The 18,788-nt window shown below is 61.5% G+C and carries 18 protein-coding genes; 9 read left to right on the top strand and 9 right to left on the bottom strand.

Features of this window, described 5'->3' with window-relative positions; genetic code table 11:
* Positions 1–199 precede the first annotated feature (199 nt).
* The 7 genes from I8E17_RS18500 to I8E17_RS18470 all read left to right on the top strand — a co-directional run bounded on the left by I8E17_RS18500 (position 200) and on the right by I8E17_RS18470 (position 7,651).
* Complete coding sequence (locus I8E17_RS18500; RefSeq protein WP_015338438.1) at positions 200–394, top strand: hypothetical protein; 195 nt, start codon at positions 200–202, stop codon at positions 392–394.
* 262 nt (positions 395–656) lie between these two features.
* Positions 657–1,655, top strand: a complete 999-nt coding sequence (locus tag I8E17_RS18495) for a P1 family peptidase (protein WP_069610990.1) — start codon at positions 657–659, stop codon at positions 1,653–1,655.
* A gap of 15 nt (positions 1,656–1,670) precedes the next feature.
* On the top strand, positions 1,671–2,588 hold the full coding sequence (locus tag I8E17_RS18490; RefSeq protein ID WP_069610989.1) for a LysR substrate-binding domain-containing protein: 918 nt from the start codon (positions 1,671–1,673) through the stop codon (positions 2,586–2,588).
* Between the two features lie 156 nt (positions 2,589–2,744).
* Complete coding sequence (locus I8E17_RS18485) at positions 2,745–4,274, top strand: ABC transporter substrate-binding protein (RefSeq protein WP_113366765.1); 1,530 nt, start codon at positions 2,745–2,747, stop codon at positions 4,272–4,274.
* 145 nt (positions 4,275–4,419) lie between these two features.
* Positions 4,420–5,373 (top strand): ABC transporter permease, encoded by a 954-nt coding sequence (locus I8E17_RS18480; protein WP_069610987.1) that lies wholly within the window; start codon positions 4,420–4,422, stop codon positions 5,371–5,373.
* The gene (locus I8E17_RS18475; protein WP_113366766.1) at positions 5,370–6,236 is read left to right on the top strand and encodes an ABC transporter permease; all 867 of its coding nucleotides are present in this window, start codon (positions 5,370–5,372) and stop codon (positions 6,234–6,236) included. The genes I8E17_RS18480 and I8E17_RS18475 overlap by 4 nt, the downstream gene beginning before the upstream one ends.
* A gap of 23 nt (positions 6,237–6,259) precedes the next feature.
* Complete coding sequence (locus tag I8E17_RS18470) at positions 6,260–7,651, top strand: amidase (RefSeq protein WP_113366767.1); 1,392 nt, start codon at positions 6,260–6,262, stop codon at positions 7,649–7,651.
* A 21-nt stretch (positions 7,652–7,672) separates the two neighbouring features.
* Here I8E17_RS18470 and I8E17_RS18465 read toward each other — a convergent pair whose 3' ends face one another.
* Positions 7,673–8,152, bottom strand: coding sequence for an Lrp/AsnC family transcriptional regulator (locus tag I8E17_RS18465; RefSeq protein WP_113366768.1), 480 nt, complete (start codon positions 8,150–8,152; stop codon positions 7,673–7,675).
* 124 nt (positions 8,153–8,276) lie between these two features.
* On the opposite strand from I8E17_RS18465, the gene I8E17_RS18460 reads away from it, so the two are divergent.
* Entirely contained in the window at positions 8,277–9,203 is a 927-nt protein-coding gene (locus tag I8E17_RS18460; RefSeq protein WP_113366769.1) for a DMT family transporter, read from the top strand.
* 55 nt (positions 9,204–9,258) lie between these two features.
* Here I8E17_RS18460 and I8E17_RS18455 read toward each other — a convergent pair whose 3' ends face one another.
* The 3 genes from I8E17_RS18455 to I8E17_RS18445 form a co-directional block, all read right to left on the bottom strand.
* Complete coding sequence (locus I8E17_RS18455) at positions 9,259–10,113, bottom strand: NlpC/P60 family protein (RefSeq protein WP_112722899.1); 855 nt, start codon at positions 10,111–10,113, stop codon at positions 9,259–9,261.
* A gap of 16 nt (positions 10,114–10,129) precedes the next feature.
* Positions 10,130–10,474, bottom strand: a complete 345-nt coding sequence (locus I8E17_RS18450) for a MarR family winged helix-turn-helix transcriptional regulator (RefSeq protein WP_069610982.1) — start codon at positions 10,472–10,474, stop codon at positions 10,130–10,132.
* 210 nt (positions 10,475–10,684) lie between these two features.
* Positions 10,685–12,076: a M17 family metallopeptidase gene (locus I8E17_RS18445; protein WP_069610981.1), complete on the bottom strand. Its 1,392-nt coding sequence runs from the start codon at positions 12,074–12,076 to the stop codon at positions 10,685–10,687.
* A 148-nt stretch (positions 12,077–12,224) separates the two neighbouring features.
* Between I8E17_RS18445 and I8E17_RS18440 the strand changes: the two genes are divergently transcribed.
* Positions 12,225–13,055 (top strand): tetratricopeptide repeat protein, encoded by an 831-nt coding sequence (locus I8E17_RS18440; RefSeq protein WP_113366770.1) that lies wholly within the window; start codon positions 12,225–12,227, stop codon positions 13,053–13,055.
* An 86-nt stretch (positions 13,056–13,141) separates the two neighbouring features.
* On the opposite strand, the gene I8E17_RS18435 is transcribed toward I8E17_RS18440, so the two are convergent.
* The 5 genes from I8E17_RS18435 to I8E17_RS18415 form a co-directional block, all read right to left on the bottom strand.
* Positions 13,142–13,786: a LysE family translocator gene (locus tag I8E17_RS18435; RefSeq protein ID WP_112722896.1), complete on the bottom strand. Its 645-nt coding sequence runs from the start codon at positions 13,784–13,786 to the stop codon at positions 13,142–13,144.
* A 123-nt stretch (positions 13,787–13,909) separates the two neighbouring features.
* Positions 13,910–14,887 carry a type II secretion system F family protein gene (locus I8E17_RS18430; RefSeq protein ID WP_069610978.1) on the bottom strand — a complete coding sequence of 326 codons (978 nt, stop codon included), beginning with the start codon at positions 14,885–14,887 and terminating at the stop codon, positions 13,910–13,912.
* A gap of 21 nt (positions 14,888–14,908) precedes the next feature.
* Positions 14,909–15,916 (bottom strand): type II secretion system F family protein, encoded by a 1,008-nt coding sequence (locus I8E17_RS18425; protein ID WP_113366771.1) that lies wholly within the window; start codon positions 15,914–15,916, stop codon positions 14,909–14,911.
* Positions 15,917–15,924: 8 nt separating this feature from the next.
* Positions 15,925–17,409: a CpaF family protein gene (locus I8E17_RS18420; RefSeq protein WP_112722895.1), complete on the bottom strand. Its 1,485-nt coding sequence runs from the start codon at positions 17,407–17,409 to the stop codon at positions 15,925–15,927.
* 77 nt (positions 17,410–17,486) lie between these two features.
* On the bottom strand, positions 17,487–18,758 hold the full coding sequence (locus tag I8E17_RS18415; protein ID WP_112722894.1) for a CpaE family protein: 1,272 nt from the start codon (positions 18,756–18,758) through the stop codon (positions 17,487–17,489).
* Between the last annotated feature and the right edge of the window lie 30 nt (positions 18,759–18,788).

Genomic DNA, 18,788 nt, shown 5'->3' with positions numbered 1-18,788 from the left:
CAAGTACAACGCCAATTGAGGAAGTGACATGCTGAATAGAAAAGTCATTGCTTCGATCCCCAGGCGGTCCGTGCTTGGCAATGACCGCTCGGGCGCACTCTCCCGCCCGTGCTGTCGAATGTGACGTTCGTCCTCCTTCCCGGAATAAGACAGTCAATTCGCCATGTCTGCGCCGTGCGTGCGCAGAGGGAGTCTATTTATGAAGAAGCAAGTCATCGAATACGCCGGCGTCCCCGTCGGCATCGTCGTTCCCGATCAGGATCGGCTCAAGTTCATCGCTGTAAAATATCATGTCCACGATCTGGACGAGCAGCATTTCAGAAATGCGGACGAAGTGAAGCTTGCGATCCGCGACCTTCTTTCCCGCCAGCAGGCAAAACCGATCCATGTTTGATGGGCCGGATCACCTGCGCTTTTACTCATTCCCATCCCCAGCCCTCACCCTTTGATAGATCAGGGTGGGGGCTTTTTTTATTTGAGGCCATCGTGTCGCTTCCTGCGAAGGAAGCTTCCGCCGGCTCCCTTTTGAAACGCCGAAGCTCCAAAACCTCCGGTCCCGGACCGCTCGGGTTGAACAAACCCATCTTGTCTTTTCCCCCTCTTTACGATCCTATCGCCATGGCGACCTCGCGTTGTAAACGGCGAAGGATTTTTCATTGGCTGACCTCCTCAATCTCCTGACCGATGTCGAAGGCGTCGCTGTCGGTCACTCCACCGATCTTGCGCTCGGCTCCGGCGTCACCGCCGTCGTCTTCGATGAGCCGGCTATCACCTCATGCACCGTTCTCGGCGGTGCGCCGGGCGGACGGGATACCGCATTGCTGGACCCTGCAATGACGGTCGGTGCTGTGGATGCTCTCGTGCTCTCAGGCGGCTCGGCCTTCGGCCTCGATGCGGCAGGTGGGGTGCAAGCAGGCTTGCGGGAGATCGGCCGGGGCTTGAAGGTTGGCGATGCGCTGGTGCCAATCGTGCCGCAGGCGATCCTGTTCGATCTCATCAACGGCGGCAACAAGGATTGGGGGCTGCACTCGCCCTATCGCGATATGGGATATGCCGCCTTCAAGGCTGCAAATAAAGGGCAATTCGCGCTCGGCACAATCGGCGTCGGTACCGGCGCCACGACGGCAACGGTGAAGGGCGGGCTCGGCTCGGCAAGCGCCGTCAGCAGCCAGGGATACAGGATCGCCGCCATCGTCGCCGTCAATGCGCTCGGTTCCGCCACCATCGGCGACGGCCCGCATTTCTGGGCGGCTCCCTTCGAGCAGAAGGACGAATTTGGCGGTCTCGGCATGCCGCAGGTGGTCGATTCACGCCTGCGGCTGAAGGGCACCAACATCACCGCCACGACCATCGGCGTCGTCGTCACCGACGCTCAGCTGACTAAGGCCGAGGCGCATCGCCTCTCCATCTGCGCTCACGACGGCTTTGCGCGTGCGCTTTTACCGACGCATCTGCCGCTCGACGGCGATACCGTATTTGCCGCCTCTACCGGCAAGCACCCTCGCGACGATATGCCTGGTTTCATGGAGCTCTGCCACCTCGCCGCCATCGTCATGGCGCGCGCCATCGCCCGCGGCGTTTATGAGGCGGCGGCGCTGCCGGTCGAAGGTGGGCAGGCGGCGTGGCAGGATCGCTTCGCCAAGCCTGCCATCTAACGGGAGATCCCGCGCATGCAGATCCGCGCGCTGATCTATTTCGACGAGCTGGTGCGCACCAATTCGATGCGCCAGGCGGCTGAAAACCTGAACGTGGCGCCGACGGCCATCAGCCGCCAGATCGAGAATCTCGAATATCATTTCGGGACGCAGCTGGTCGAGCGCAGTGCCCGCGGCATCAAATTGACGGCGGCTGGCGAATTGCTGGCGGAACGCGCCGGCCGGACGCTGCGCGAGCTCGATCATGTTCACCAGCTGATCGAAGACCTGAAAGGCCTGCAGCGCGGGACCGTCAGCATCTATGCCAATGGCGCATCGGTCGCCAATATCCTTGCTCCGGCGCTGGCCGAATTCAGCCTGCACTATCCCGGCCTGCGCTTCGAAGTGACCATTACCAGCGCCCGCGGCGCCATCGAAGCCGTCAACAATGCCGAGGCCGATATTGCGGTGACGCTGTTTGCTCCGCCGCTTTCCGGCACAAAGGTGCGCCTGCGTTCCGAGCTCGTCTATGACGTGATCGCTGCCGCCTCTCATCCGCTTGCTGCCGCCAGCGAGATCACACTTGCGGAAATCTCGGCCCACGCGCTTGCCGTCCCCGATCGCTCCTTCGGCGCAAGGCAAGCCTTCGACGCACTCTTCGAACGTGAGGGGCTGAGGCTCGATCCAGTCTTTGAGACCGGCTCGCTTGAAATGCAGAAGGAGCTGGTACTGCGCGGCGCGGCAATTACCATGCTGCCGGCACTCACCGTTCAAAGGGAGATCGAGGCGGGGCAGCTCGTCGCACGGCCCGTTGCTGGCGGCATGGGGGTGCGGACGCCGGTCGATCTCTGCGTCGCGCCCGATCGCCAGCTCTCGTTTGCAGCCGGCAAATTGCTCGACTTCATCGAGCGCTTCATGCGCCAGCAACTTTCCGCCAGAGGGAGGCAGGATTGAACGACACACTGTAAAGCACGAAAGCGGTGTAGCGGTTTCGGCTACACCGAGCACACATTTTCGGAATTGTGTGTGCGCCTGTGAGATGACACTATCCTGAAAAAGACCGCAAGCCGGAGGGAAGCCGGACGTGCGGGCAAAAGCAAGGGAACCGACATGACCAAGTTTTCACGCCCAAGCCTGGGCGACGTCGCGCGCCGGCTTGCCTATGGCGCCGCAGTTTCTGCCGGCCTGCTAATGATGGCCCTGACACAGGCTGAAGCCGCGAAGACGACACTCAATCTCGGCATGAGCGTCGAGCCGACGGGTCTCGATCCGACGATCGCCGCGCCCGTCGCCATCGGCCAGGTCACCTGGCAGAACATTTTCGAAGGCCTGGTTGCCATCGACGAAAACGGCAAGATCGTGCCGCAGCTCGCCAAGAGCTGGGAGATTTCGCCTGACGGCCTGACCTATACGTTCAAGCTGCAGACCGGCGTGAAATTCCATGACGGCGAAGCCTTCGATTCGGCTGCCGCCAAGTTCACGCTCGATCGCGCCCGCGGCGCCGACTCGGTCAACCCGCAGAAGCGCTTCTTTTCGACCATCGCCTCTATCGATACGCCGGATGCGGAAACGCTTGTGCTGCATCTGTCCTCGCCGACCGGCAGCCTTCTCTATTGGCTAGGCTGGCCGAGCTCCGTGATGGTCGGGCCGAAATCCTCGGCCAACGACAAGACGACGCCCATCGGCACCGGCCCGTTCAAATTCTCCTCCTGGGCGAAGGGCGACCATGTCGACCTCGTCAAGAACCCGGATTACTGGAACAAGTCGGTCGACGTGAAGCTCGAGAAGGTAACCTTCCGCTTCATTTCCGATCCGCAGGCGGAGGCAGCGGCGTTGAAGGCCGGCGATCTCGATGCCTTTCCGGAATTTGCCGCGCCGGAGCTCATGAGTTCCTTCGAGGGCGACGCCAGGCTGACGACCAAGGTCGGCAATACCGAACTCAAGGTCGTGGCCGGCATGAACAACACCCGCAAGCCCTTCGACGACAAGCGCGTGCGCCAGGCGCTGATGATGGCGCTCGACCGGAAGACGATCATCGAAGGTGCGTGGTCCGGTTTAGGCACCGCGATCGGCAGTCACTACACGCCGAACGATCCCGGTTACAAGGACTTGACCGGCACGCTGCCCTACGACACCGCCAAGGCCAAGGCGCTGCTTGCCGAAGCCGGCTATCCGAACGGTTTCACCTTTACCATCAAGACGCCGCAGATGGCTTATGCGCCGCGTAGCGCCCAGGTGATGCAGGCGATGTTTGCCGATATCGGCGTGACGATGAACATCGAACCGACGGAATTCCCCGCGAAATGGGTGCAAGATGTCTTCACCGGCCGCAACTACGACATGACCATCGTCGCCCATGCCGAGCCGCTGGATATCGATATCTATTCGCGCGATCCCTATTACTTCAACTACAAGAATCCCGCCTTCAACGAGCTGATGAAGAAGATCCAGCTCACGTCCGATGTATCCGAGCAGAATAAGCTTTATGGCGAGGCGCAGAGCATTCTTGCCGAGGACGTGCCGGCGCTCTTCCTCTTCGTCATGCCGAAGCTCGGCGTATGGGACAAGAAGCTCAGGGGTCTTTGGGAGAACGAACCGATCCCTTCCAACGTGCTGACCAACGTTTCCTGGGAAGACTGACCGCTCAAACAGTTTGATTGGGCATGATCTTGGTGTTTCTTTCGCGCACGACGACCAACTCCTTCTCCCCAGCGGGGAGAAGGTGGTGTTAAAGGCCGCACCAACTCCGCATTCTTAGCCGAATTAGCCTGGCCATGGACCTGCTATGATCGTACTGCTCACCCGCCGGATTTTCGGACTTGTGCTGACGCTGATTGCCGTCTCGCTGCTGGTCTTTGCCGTCATGGCGCTGCTGCCGGGCGACCCGGCCGCTATCACGCTCGGCACATCGGCGACGCCGGAAACACTTGCCGCGCTCCGGCATGATATGGGTCTCGATCAGCCGCTGATTGTCCGCTACGGCCAATGGCTCGCCGGCGCACTGGCGGGGGATCTCGGCACGTCCTATACCTATGGTGTTCCGGTCGCAGGCCTGATTGCCGAGCGGCTTGCCGTTACCCTGCCGCTTGCGCTGCTTGCCATCCTGTTGTCGGTTATTGTCGCCGTACCGCTCGGCGTTGCAGCAGCGGCGAGACGCGGCGGCGTCTTCGATATCATCGCCACGCTGTTTTCGCAGATGGGCATCGCCGTGCCGGGCTTCTGGGTCGGCCTGTTGCTGGTTCTTCTGTTCGCCACCTCGCTCGGCTGGATGCCGGCCGGCGGTTTTCCCGGTTGGGAAAGCGGATTCTGGCCCTCCCTGAAATCTTTGGTGTTGCCCGCGATCGCGCTTGCGCTGCCGCAGGCGGCAGTGCTGACCCGCGTGACGCGCTCGGCCGTGCTCGACACGCTGCATGAGGATTTTGCCCGCACGGCGATCGCCAAGGGCCTGTCACGCAGCCGCGTGCTCTGGGGACATGTGGTGCCGAACGCGCTGGTGCCGGTGCTGACCATTCTCGGGCTGCAATTCACCTTTCTCGTCGCCGGCGCCGTGCTGATTGAAAATGTCTTTACCCTGCCCGGCCTCGGCCGCCTCGCCTATCAGGCACTCAGCCAGCGCGACGTTATCGTTCTGCAGGATGTCGTGCTGTTCTTTGCCGGCCTCGTCATCGTCGTGAATTTTCTGGTCGATCTCTCCTATCTCGCCATCGATCCACGATTGCGAGCAGGAGGTGCGCGATGACTGCAGTCGAGACCAAAATCGCTGCGACGTCTTCCCGCCGTCGTTTTCGGGCGCTGCGGCGGATGAATCTGATCGTCGGCGCCCTCATTATCCTCGCTCTTGTCGGCGTCGCCATCGTCTCCTTGTTCTGGACACCGGTACCGCCGGCGAAGATGCAGATCCTCCACAAGCTGCAGCCACCCTTCGGCTTCGGACTTCTCGGCACCGATCAGATCGGCCGCGACGTCCTGTCGATGCTGATGGCGGGCTGCTGGAATTCGCTGTCAATCTCCGTTTCGGCGGTTGCGATCGGCGGGACGCTCGGAACGATCATCGGCGTTTCCGCCGCCGCCCAACGCGGCCTGTTCGAGGCGCTGGTCATGCGCGCCTGCGACGTGATCTTCGCCCTGCCGCCGATCCTTTCGGCCATGATCCTCGGTGCATTTCTTGGAACCGGGCGCTCCACGGCAATCATCGCCATTGCGGTTTTCATGGTGCCGGTCTTCGCCCGCGTCGCGCTCGGCTCTGCCTTGCAGGCGTGGAGCCGCGACTATGTGCTGGCGGCACGCGCCATCGGCAATACGCAGCTTTCCATCTCGCTGCGCCATGTCCTGCCCAACATCATGGGCAGCATCATCGTCCAGGCGACCATCCAGCTCGGCCTTGCGATCCTGACCGAAGCCGGACTCGCCTTCCTGGGCTTGAGCGTACCGCCCCCCGCGCCGACCTGGGGTCGGATGCTGGCCGATGCGCAGACCTATTTCCACGTTGCGCCGTGGCTCGCCCTGCTGCCGGGGCTTGCCATTGCGCTCTCCGTGCTCGGCTTCAACCTGCTCGGCGACGGGCTGCGCGATCTCCTCGACCCCCGCGAGGCGACGCGCTGATTGAGACATGAAGAGTATAGACCATGACCGAACCTACCGATCTTTCCATCCGAGACCTCCGGCACAAATTTGCCAACAAGAGCCTGTCTCCCAGCGAATACTGGCTGGCGCTCGAGACGCATATCGACGCATGGGAGCCGACAATCGCTGCTCTTTACGCCTATGATCCGGAGGATGCTCGCCGACAAGCCGCGGCCTCCACGGAGCGCTGGGCAAAGGGCGCGCCGCTTGGAACCCTGGACGGCATTCCGGTAACGCTGAAGGAGCTGATCGCCACCAAGGGTCAGCCGGTGCCGCTCGGCACGGCGGCGGTCGAGCTCATTCCCGCTGCCGAGGACGCGCCCATCGCCGCCCGGATGCGCGAGGATGGCGCGGTGATTTTCGCGAAAACCACCTGCCCCGATTACGGTATGCTCTCGTCAGGCCTTTCGAGCTTTCACAAGCTCAGCCGCAATCCCTGGGACACCAGCCAAAATCCGGGCGGCTCCAGCGCCGGCGCGTCTGCCGCTGCCGCTGCCGGTTATGGACCGCTGCATATCGGCACCGATATCGGCGGCTCGATACGCCTGCCGGCAGGGTGGACGGGCGTTTTCGGCTTCAAGCCGAGCAATGGCCGTATTCCGATCGATCCCTATTATCTCGGCCGATGCGCCGGACCGATGACCCGCACGGTCGAAGATGCCGCCTTTTCCATGGCAACGCTCTCGCGACCCGACTGGCGCGACAGCACCAGCCTGCCGCCGAACGGGATCGACTGGATGGATCTCGATATAGACATCCGTGGCATGAAGATCGGCCTTATGCTGGATGCAGGCTGCGGCCTGCCCGTCGAGGACGAGATACGCGATGCTGTCACTGCTGCCGCCAAACGCTTCGAGGAAGCGGGCGCCATCATCGTCGATGTCGCGCCGGTGCTGACCAGGCAGATGCTGGACGGCCTCGATACCTTCTGGCGCGCGCGCTTCTGGGGCGATATGACGGCTTTGAGCGAGGAACGCCGCAACAGCATCCTGCCCTATATTTACAGCTGGGCGAAGGGCGGCGCCGGTATCAGCGGCGTCGATGCCGTTCGCGGCTTTAATCAGACCTACGAGATGCGCAGGAGCTGCGCCAAGCTCTTCGCAGAGGTGGATGCCGTGCTTTCGCCAACCAATCCGATCGTCTCCTATCCCGCCGAATGGGCTTCGCCCACCAACGATCCGGCGCGACCTTTCGAGCATATCGCCTTCACCGTTCCGTGGAACATGTCGGAGCAGCCGGCGGCATCGATCAATTGCGGTTTCTCCCGCTCCGGCATGCCGATCGGCATGCAGATCATCGGCCCGCGCTTCGACGATATGCTGGTACTGCGGCTTTCCAAAGCCTATGAGGACTGGACCGGCGGCGTGACGAACTGGCCGAAGCGACCGGCGTGAACAGAACTTTCAGACAGCCAGCTAGTCCAGCGACAATGGCAGCGAAAGACCGACCTTGACCCGGTCCATGGTCACGAGCGACTTGAACTTCGTGACATTCGGATTGTCGTAAAACAGACGCCGGGCCACCTCCTCATAGGCGGACATGCTGGGGACGACGATGATGAGCACGAAATCGGCCTCGCCGGTGACCCCGTAGCATTGCTGCACTTCCGGCGCTTCGAGGAAGCTGCGCTTGATCGCGTTGATGAGGTCGTACGGCTCGTTGGCGATATGGACCTCGACGACGATAGTGATCGGCAGGCCTATCGCCGCCGGATCGACGACCGCAATATTGGCCTGGATGACGCCGCTTTCCTGCATGCGCTTGATGCGCCTCTGCACAGCCGGCGCCGACAGGTTGATCCGTTCACCGATCTCCCGTTGCGGAACCGTACTGTCCTTTTGGAGAATCTCGAGAATTGCCAGGTCGAACTCATCGAGATCGGCGGGTTTGCGCATTTCAATACATCCTTACCGCAAAGAGGAAACAAAATTGCATGAAAGCCGTCAAAATGGAGCCAAATCCTCTTCCCCTATGTACTAGCTTTGCGCCACACATCATCTGACTTGCAAAGGCACGAGAATGTCACAGCCGGACACCGAATACGATATGCGCAGCGCGGGCCTCGGGGAAAGCGAAGATACGAAGGGCTTTCTCCTTGGCGTTGTCGCGATGATCCTCGCGGCGCTGGCCATGAGCATCTCGCCCAGCCTCGTGCGTCTTGCCGATGTCGGGCCTTTCGCCAGCGCCTTCTGGCGTGTCTTTCTGGCGCTGCCGATCCTTTGGATATGGATGCGATATGGCGAGGCTGCCGAACCCGATGCACCCCGCGCCAGCTTTACGATACCGACGATCCTCGCCGGCATTGCCTTCACGGGCGACCTGTTCTTCTGGCATCTCTCGATCATGCGGACGACGATCGCCAACGCCACTTTCTTCGCGACGATGGCGCCGCTATGGGTCGTGATCTTCGGCTGGCTTCTGTTGAGACAGCGTGTCAGCCGCGCCACGCTTCTCGGTCTCCTCGTCTGCCTTGCGGGCGGCACGGCACTCGTTGTCCAAAGCCTGGCATTCAATCCGGACCGGGCCGTCGGCGATGCGCTCGCCATCATCACCGGCGCCTTCTTCGGCCTTTATTTCCTGGCAGTCGGCGCGGCGCGCCCGGGGACCAATGCCGCGCGCGTCACCTTCGAATTGAGCATCATAACCTCGGCGATCCTGTTCCTGATCGCCTTCTTCTTCGAGCCGCGTATCCTGCCGCAGTCGATCTCGGGGTGGGGCGTGCTTCTCGCGCTCGGCCTCGTCAGCCACGCCGGCGGACAGGGGCTGCTTTCGGTGGCGCTCGGACGATTGCCAACCGTTTTCTCCTCGCTCGTCATTTTCCTGGAATCGATCGCGGCCGCCGTTTTCGCCTGGTTCCTGTTTGGCGAAAACGTCACCCTGCTGCAGGCGCTTGGCGGCATCGTCATCGTCGCCGGCATCTGGATAGCGCGCCCGCGCACGCCGTAGACCGACCTGTTGCGAAGGCCGGCGGGCGCTGCGGCAACAGGGTTGCGCAGCGCAGTCAGTCGATGAAACGGCGGTAGCCGGTCGGCCGCTCATAGAGCCAACCGATACGCTCAATGGCTGCGGCAAAATTCTCGCGGGCGACGGTCATGGTATGGCCGTTGGCATGAACGATGGTGTCCGGATCTTCCATGATCGCGACATGACCTTTCCAGAAGACGAAATCGCCGCGCTTCAACTCCTCGCGTTCGATAGGCTGGCCAAGGCCGGCGGCCTGCATGTCGGTATCGCGCGGCGCGGCGCGGCCCGTCATCGACAGTGCCAATTGCACGAGGCCGGAGCAATCGATGCCGAGGCCCGAGCGTCCCCCCCAGAGATAGGGCGTCTCAAGGAAGCATAAGGCGACATCGACGAAGTCGCCGCCCTCGTTGTAGCCGATCGGCTGGACATGCTTTGCGAAAATGGCAGTGCCATCCTCCAGGACGACATAATGATTGCCGCGCGCCTCCGCCGTGCCGGCCACATGCACGAGGCTGCCCATGGAGAGAATTGCAACGTGCGGCTTGCGCAGCTCCGGTTCTGGATAGAGGAAGGTGCGCTGCGGGACGACGATGTGGCTCGGGGGTGCCGCACCCTCCTTGATCGCCGTTTCCGGGAGATAGCCGACGTAACCATCGGACAGAGCCTTGACCCAGCACCAGCCGTCGCGGCGCTCGAATATCCTCACCTCTTCGCCCATCAGTAGCTCGGTATCGATGCCCGAGGCGAGATCCGGCTTCGGCCGAAGCGCAACGACCGGGACGGCAACGCGTGCAGCAATACCCTCGACGAAGCGCTCGGCCTCGACCTTGCCCTTGAGAGAAGCCTCGGCGAGATCGGGCCTGAAAGCATTGAGACGGCGGTCGAGCATCATGGTGGAATTCCTGAGGTTATAATTTTCGGCCTTGCTCGATGATGAGATCGCCGAGCTTTTCAAGATAGAGCGCACCGGTGACCGTCCGCTTAATGATGACATTGCGACGATCGCGCTCATCGCGGACACGATCGACCAACCCCATCACGCCCATGGTATCAAGCGCCCGGGTGATGACCGGCTTGGTGACGCCCAGCGTCGCGGCGAGACCGCGCACGGTATGGGGAGGCGGCACAAGATAGATCTGCAGCAGAATCGCCGTCTGCCGCAGCGTCAAATCATGATCCTCGCGGCGCACCTGAGCGAGCGTCACGCCATGCCAGAGGCCGAGAGCCTGCGAGGCGGTGAGTTCAAGCGGCAAGGGCAACCCCGGAATTCGTTACGCTGCCGTTCCAGTCTCGGCCAAGATCATGGCGGTTTCAAGGGGATGTTTTGGTTCTAGCTCCTTCGAAGATGGATTTTCGAGCCATAGAATTCGCGGAGGATGCGCCCCCCTCTGTCGCTGTCGCGACAGAGGGGGTATCAGAGGTGCGGCATAGTCGACCCCCATCTGCTCGCGATAATGTAGCGCCTACCGCACACTCTGCCTGATATGGTGATACAGCGCCCGGATCGCCTGTGCCTCGCCGCCGCCGGGGGAATGCGGCCGCTCGCTCGGCGCCCATCCATAGATATCGAAATGCACCCAGCTCGGTGTTTTCGTCACGAAGCGCTTGAGGAACAGGGCAGCCGTAATGGAGCCGGCCATGCCGCCTGATGGAGCATTGGTGATATCGGCGAATTTGGTCCGGATATCCTTGTCGTAGCCAATGTAGAGCGGCATCCGCCACAGCGGGTCATCCGTCTCCAGGCTCGCCTCGGTCAGATCGCTGGCAAGTTCGCTATCGTCGGTGAAGAAGGGCGGCAGGTCGGGGCCGAGCGCAACGCGGGCTGCACCCGTCAGCGTCGCCATGTCGATCATCAGGTCCGGCGCGTCTTCATCGGCATAAGCCAGCGCATCGGCGAGGATCAGCCGGCCCTCGGCATCGGTATTGTCGATCTGCACGGTCAGGCCCTTGCGGCTCCTGTAGATATCGCCGGGACGGAAGGCGTTGGAGGAAATCGAGTTCTCGACGACCGGAATGATGACGCGAAGATCGACCTTGAGCTTGGCATCCATGATCATCAGCGCCAGCCCCATGACATTGGCGGCGCCACCCATATCCTTCTTCATCAGCAGCATCGAGGATGCCGGCTTGATATCGAGGCCGCCGGTGTCGAAGCACACCCCCTTGCCGACCAGGGTGATGCGACGATGACCCTTCTTGCCCCAGCGCAGTTCCAGGAGACGCGGCGCATCGGCGCTCGCGCGTCCAACCGTATGGACCAGCGGAAAATTCTCCTTCAGGAGATCATCGCCAATGATGACGGACATGTCTGCCTTGTAGTGCTCGGCAAGCGCCCGGAAGGCCGCTTCGAGCTGCTCCGGACCCATGTCGTTGGTCGGCGTGTTGATGAGATCGCGGGCAAGGAAGACACCGGCGAGCTGGCGCTTGATATCGGCAGCATCGGCATCGCGCGGGATCATCAGCGTCGGTGCCGCGGCCTTTTCCGACTTGTAGCGGTCGAAGCGATAGCTGCCGAGGCCGAAACCGAGCGAGAGCCGGTTTGCCGTCAAGGGTGCCGTCTCGATATGCCAGTCGCCGGCCGGCAGACTGCGTGCAAGCTTGCCCGTCAGGAAAGGCTGCTCCGAGGGATTGGAGCCAAGGCCGAACAGAGCGCCGCCCAGATGCCCTTCTGCAGTCGGGATCAGCAACAACGAGCCGCTCTCTGCCTTGTAACCCGCCTTGCGTGCCCAATCGAGCGCGATGGGATCGATGGTGCCCGTCTCGATATGCGCGGGAGTGACGGCAAAGATCGGCAAAGTCGCGCCACCCTTCGAATTGAAAGGCGTCGCGCGCTCGATGAATTGAAAGGGGGCCATGACTATCCTTTGGCGGTGACTGAGAAGAATCAAGAGTTAACTGTCTGTTAGGGTTAACAGATTATTGCTGGAGCGAACATTGCGTCGAACCTTTCCCTGTTCCGATTCTAGGCCGGGCGCAAGTATAAGGAATTCAGGGATACGCGACATGCCCGCCGTCTCAGCTACGTCTTCATTCAGAACCTTTCTTTTCCGCGGAGCTTCGGCAGCGCTTCTGGCGCTCGCGCTCGCAAGCTGCTCGACGACCGGAAAAGACCGGATGACGACGGGCTCGATTCCCAAGACGTCGCAGCCTCTCGATACGATGAACAGCACCGAACTCGCTCAGGCGACCGCAACGTTCGGCAAAGCCTATGACGCCAATCCCAAGGATCGCGATGCCGGCGTCAACTACGCCAATGCGCTGCGCATGAGCGGCCGCAATGACCAGGCGCTTGCGGTCATGCAGCAGGTGGCGATCGCCAATCCGACCGACCGCGGCGTCCTGGCCGCCTATGGCAAGGCACAGGCGGCGGCAGGGCAGCTCGACGAAGCGCTCTCGACCATTGACCGCGCACAGCTGCCGGACCGGCCGGACTGGCGGCTGGTTTCAGCGCAGGGCGCCATCCTCGATCAGCTCGGACGTTCCAGCGATGCACGGGCCAAATATCGCGATGCGCTGGTGCTCGCCCCCAACGAGCCGACGGTCCTTTCCAATCTTGGTATGTCCTACGTGCTGACCGGCGACCTCAAGAATGCGGAAAACTATCTCCGCACGGCCGTCGCGCAGCCGGGCGCCGATAGTCGCGTGCGGCAGAACCTGGCGCTCGTCGTCGGCCTGCAGGGCCGCTTTGCGGAAGCCGAACAAATCGCTCGCCAGGAACTGACGCCGCAACAGGCAAACGCCAACGTTGCCTATCTGCGCGGCATGCTGGCGCAGCAGAACTCCTGGCAGAAGCTTGCCGCCAGTGGCGATAACAGGAAAGTAGCCCGGCAATAGAGCGGGAGAGCCACAACGGCTACCCAATTTTCAAAACGGCACTCGTTAACGGAGCGGTTGGGGCGCATGCCCGGTAGCCGCAGGCCTTAACGCCAGATGTGGCGCGGCAACCCCTCGGCGACAAGCCGCGCGCCGAGGGCACCCATCACGACGCCGGCCACCCGATCTATCCATAACTTCGCACCGAGATAGATGGCGCGCGGCCGGTTCGAAGAAAAGGCCAGCGTTACCACCGTGTACCAGCCCACTTCGACCAGGAAGACTGCGGGCGGAACCGTAAACAGCAGCCAGGGATCCGGAGCCGCCGGCAGGAGCGCAGCGAAGATGCTGCCGTAGAAAATGGCCGTCTTCGGATTGCTGAGCTGCGTGCCGAGCGCAAAGAGGAAATTGCGCATCACACCGCCTGCCGCCGGCGTCGTTGGTGCATCGATGGGAAGATCGTCCGCGGCGCTGCGCCAGATGCGGATACCGACATAGATCAGATAGAGGCCACCGGCGACTTTTAGCGCCAGATACAGCCATTCGACTTTCATCAGCAATGCGCTCAAGCCGAAGAGGGCCAAGGTCGCGAAAATGACACTGCCCGTTCCCATGCCGAAGGCCGCGGCAAGACCTGCCTTGCGCGAGCGGGAAACAGCGATGCGCGAAACGAGCACGAAGCTTGGGCCAGGGCTTACCGCCCCGATGAAGACTGCTGCGATGACACTGAAAAATATTGCCAAGGATGACATGCGAGACCTCCCAATATGGGCGACGCGAACGCCCGGCGCCTTTCCGGAACGATGCGCCTGACGCCCGTCGGCGATATTGTATGGGAGATAACCATGCCCGCATGCCGCGAGCAAGTCGGCGGCTCAGAATTTGTCCATTGCCTGAATGATCGCCGGGCCGAGAATGACCGCCATCAAGACCGGCAGGAAGAAGACGATCATCGGTACGGTGAGCTTCGGCGGCAGTGCGGCCGCTTTCTTTTCCGCCTCGTTCATGCGCTCGTCGCGGCCTTCCTGCGCCATGACACGCAGGGCCTGCGAGAGCGGCGTACCATAGCGTTCCGCCTGGATGAGCGCCTGCGTGACCGATTTGACGAGTTCGATCTGGGTGCGGGCGGCGAGATTGTCGAAGGCGGTGCGGCGATCCTGGAGGAAGGAAAGCTCGGCCGTGGTCAGCACCATTTCCTCGGCGAGCGCCGGGGACTGCTCGGCCATTTCCTCGGACACGCGATGCATGCCGGCTTCGATTGAAATGCCCGACTCCACGCAGATCAGCATCAGGTCGAGAGCATCCGGCCATGCGCGCTTGATCGATTTCTGGCGCTTGGTCACCAGATTGGAGATATAGATATTCGGCGCGTAAAAGCCCAGATAGGCAAAGCCGATGACGCCAAGCAGCCGGATCGGCAGGGGCTTTGCGGCAAACCAGCCAAGAACGAAGACGATGACGATCGCAACAGCCAGAAACAGGAAGGGCAGCAGGAATCGCGCCACCAGGAACATGTTGAGCGCATTTTCCGAGCGCAGACCGGCAGACCGCAAGCGATTGACGGTATTGGCATCGACTAGCGCATTGCGCAGGTTAAACCGCTCGACGATCTGTCTGACGTTTCGATTGTTGTGGCTGCGCAGCGACGCCTTGCCGCCCTCTGCGCTCAGCCGTGCGCGTTCACGAGCGCGAATCTGCTCGCGCTCTGTCGACACGGCCTTCATGCGCTTGCTGAGATCGCCACGCTCCAGCAGCGGTATGGCGATCGTGTAGAAGGTCGCGAAGACGGCGATGGCAACCACAACGGCAAGAAGAGTGCCAGGATCGGTCAAATTGGCTGCCAGATCGGACATGGGCGACGCGGCTCCTTCCGCTCAGATCTCGAAATTGACCATGTTGCGCATGATGAAGATGCCGAGCGACATCCAGATGCCGGCGGCAATCAAGATCAGATGGCCGCGCGGGTCGGTGAACAGGATCATCATGTATTGCGGCGACGTCAGATAGACGAGCAGCATCACGATGAAGGGCAGAGCGCCGATGATGACGGCGGATGCCTTGGCCTCCATCGACAATGCCTTGACCTTCGCCTTCATTTTCTTGCGTTCGCGCAGCACCTTCGAGAGGTTGCCCAGGGCTTCCGACAGGTTGCCGCCCGCCTGCGCCTGAATGGCGATGACGATCGAGAAGAAATTTACTTCCTGCAGCGGCATGTGGTTTGTGATGCGGGCGCAGGCGTCCGACATGCTAAGACCGACCTGCTGCGCCTCGACCACCCGCCGAAACTCCGTCTTGACAGGCTCTCGCGCCTCGCCAGCCACCAGCCGAACCGCATCGTTGAGCGGCAGGCCCGAGCGAAGCGAGCGTGTAATGACATCAAGTGCGTTCGGAAACTCTTCGAGAAACTTGCTTTGCCGGCGCTTGATGAGGAAGCCGATGACCCAGCGCGGCAGGCCGAAGGCGGACGCAAAGAACATTCCCAAAATGACGAGGGGCGGCGCGCCGACGATGAAAAAGACCAGCATGACGAAAAGACCGAAGAGCACGCTGAAGATGTAGAAGCGCGACGGCGTCAACGACAGGCCGGCCTGCGCCAGACGTGCCTTCAGCGACTGCTTCTTCTTCGTGTTTTCGCTCTGTCGCCGCTCCAGGTCCTTGAGGGTGTCCTGCACCGACTTGCGCCGCTTGGACATTTCCTGGACGCGATCGCGTGCAGCCTTGACCTTGGCGCGATCGGTCTCGGCCTGCTTGACCCGGTTGACCCGGCTATCGGCCTTTTTCTGTGTCTCGATCCGTGAATAGAGAATGCCGTAGCAGACCGCGGCGGCGGAGACCGCCGTCAGCAGGACAATCAGCAGCACTATCGGATCGATACCAAACATCGCGAGCCCTACTGCGCCTTCTGTTCCATCTCATCGAGGGCGGCTGCCAGGCGCCGCTCCTCGTTATAGTAGCGAGCACGATCCCAGAAATGCGGCTTGCCGATGCCGGTGGAGACGTGCCTACCGATGATCCGGCCGTTCGCATCTTCGCCCTCGATCTCGTAGCGCATCAAATCCTGGGTAATGATCACATCCCCTTCCATGCCGATCACCTCGGTGATCTGGGTGATGCGGCGCGAACCGTCACGCAGGCGGGCAGCCTGGATGACGACGTCGACGGAGCTGGATATGATCTCGCGCACGGTCTTGGCCGGCAGGCTGAAGCCACCCATGGCAATCATCGATTCCATGCGGCTCAGGCATTCGCGCGGCGTATTGGCGTGAATCGTGCCCATGGAGCCGTCGTGACCCGTGTTCATCGCCTGCAGCAGGTCGAAGACCTCGGGTCCGCGCACTTCGCCGACAATGATGCGTTCGGGGCGCATACGCAGGCAGTTCTTGACGAGATCGCGCATGGTGATCTCACCCTCGCCCTCGATGTTGGGCGGACGGGTTTCGAGGCGCACCACGTGCGGCTGCTGCAATTGCAGTTCGGCGGTATCTTCGCAAGTGATGACGCGTTCGTCTCGGTCGATATAGTTGGTCAGGCAGTTCAGAAGCGTGGTCTTGCCCGAGCCCGTACCGCCTGAAATGACGACGTTGCAGCGCACGCGGCCGATGATCTGCAAAAGCGTCGCGCCCTCCGGCGTGATGGCGCCGAAGCGGACGAGCTGCTCGAGCGTCAGCTTGTCCTTCTTGAACTTACGAATGGTGAGTGCAGGACCGTCGATCGCCAGCGGTGGGGCGATGACGTTGACGCGCGAACCATCGGGCAGGCGCGCATCGCAGATGGGGCTCGATTCATCGACGCGGCGGCCAACCTGGCTGACGATGCGCTGGCAAATGGATAGAAGCTGGGAATTGTCGCGGAAGCGGATTTCGGATTCGACGGTCTTGCCGCCAACTTCGATGAAGGTCTGGCCGGCGCCGTTGACCATGATGTCGGCGATGTCGTCGCGGGCGAGCAGCGGCTCCAGCGGACCGTAGCCAAGCACGTCATTGCAGATGTCCTCGAGCAATTCCTCCTGCTCGGAGATCGACATCGCGAAATTCTTGATCGTGATGATATCGTTGACGATATCACGGATTTCCTCACGCGCCGCCTCGTTGCCGAGCTTGGAGAGCTGCGAGAGATCGATCGTATCGATCAGCGCGGAGAAGACCTGCGATTTCGTATCGTAATATTCTTCGGTACGCGCCACGCGACGCCGGCTTGGCGTCTGCATTGGCGGCGGAGCGACCTGCTGACGTGGCTGCGCGGCATCACGGGACGGCTCTATCAGCACAGCCGGCGCCGTTGGCCCGCCAGCGGGAGCGGGTGCACGCGCCGGTGCCGGCGGAGGCATTGCGCCGCCGCTCTTTGCAGGACCTTCACTTCCGCGCTTGCCAAACATGTCTTCGATCCAATTCTACTACTGCTGCATGGCTTTCACGAAAGATCGGTTTTCCGAATCCATGCGAAATCATGGGGTTACTTCCGCTTTAAAAGGCCAAGCAAACCGCCCTTTCTTGCCTTCTTCAAAGCAACACGCCCGGTGACGATGTGCGATATCTGCGAGAAAGTTTCCGCAATCGGCGACTTGGGATCAGTCTCGGAGATCATCTGCCCGCTGTTGGCGGCATTACCGAACAGGTTGATGTCAAAGGGTATGATGGCGATCGGGTCGGTCTCCAGCGGCGCGCAGAATTCCGAAGGATTGATCTCCGGGCGCTTCGGCATGCCGACCTGATTGAGAATGAGGTGCGGTGCCTTATCGTTCGGCCGCAGCTTGCGCAGAGCGTCGATCAGGTTCTTGGCATTGCGCAGATTGGCAAGATCGGGCGCGGCACAGATGACGACCTCGTCTACCGCACCAAGCACCGAACGCGTCCATTCCGTCCAGACATGCGGCACGTCGAGAACCGCCACCGGCGCGCTGCGCTGGAGAACGTCGAGCACCGGCAGGAATGCCTGCCCTTCGAAATCATAGGTGCGGTCCAGCATCGAGGGCGCCGCGAGCAGCGACAGATGCTGCGAGCATTTGGTCAGCAGCCGGTCGAGAAAGACCTCGTCAAGGCGTTCCGGCGCATAGACGGCCTCGGCTATCCCCTGAGCCGGGTCCTGGTCAAAATCGATATTGGCGGTGCCGTAGGGCAGATCGAGATCGGCGAGAATGGTTTCGGTCGAGAAGAGGCTGGAGATGCCGAAGGCGCAATTATGGGCGATGGTGGATGCGCCCACCCCACCCTTGGCACCGATGAAGGCAATGCTGCGGCCGAGCGGTTCGGCATCGGGATCGATGAAGATCGATGCCACCGCCGTCATCAGATCGACCATATCGGTCGGCTGTACGATATATTCTGAGATGCCGTTGCGGATGAGTTCGCGGTAAAGACCGATATCGTTGTGATAGCCGATGATGATGACCTTGGTGCTCGGATCGCAGACGGCGGCGAGCGGCTCGAGTTCCGCCAGGAGGCCGCGTGGGTTGGCGCGCGTCTCCAGAATGATCAGGTTCGGGGTCGGCGCCGAGGCGAACATGTTCGCCGCAGCCGCCACACCGCCGCTGGTAATCCGCAGGCTGACCTTGGACATGCGCCGATCGTTGGCGCACTGATCCATCACCTGCTGCAGCTGCTCGCTTTCGCAAAAAGCATGTATGGAAATACGCGGCAGCAGCCGCAGATTGTCTAGATTGCCCGAGCGCGAAGCTTCCTCCGCTTCGGGGGCAATCGAGCCTATATCATATTCGATGGCGTTCATGATTTCATCCCGTTGCGCCAGTCTCTTGCA

Origin of the sequence: Rhizobium sp. AB2/73, assembly GCF_020871915.1 — a bacterium.
Lineage (GTDB): Bacteria > Pseudomonadota > Alphaproteobacteria > Rhizobiales > Rhizobiaceae > Rhizobium > Rhizobium dioscoreae.
This window is presented reverse-complemented; position numbering and strand designations above follow the sequence as displayed.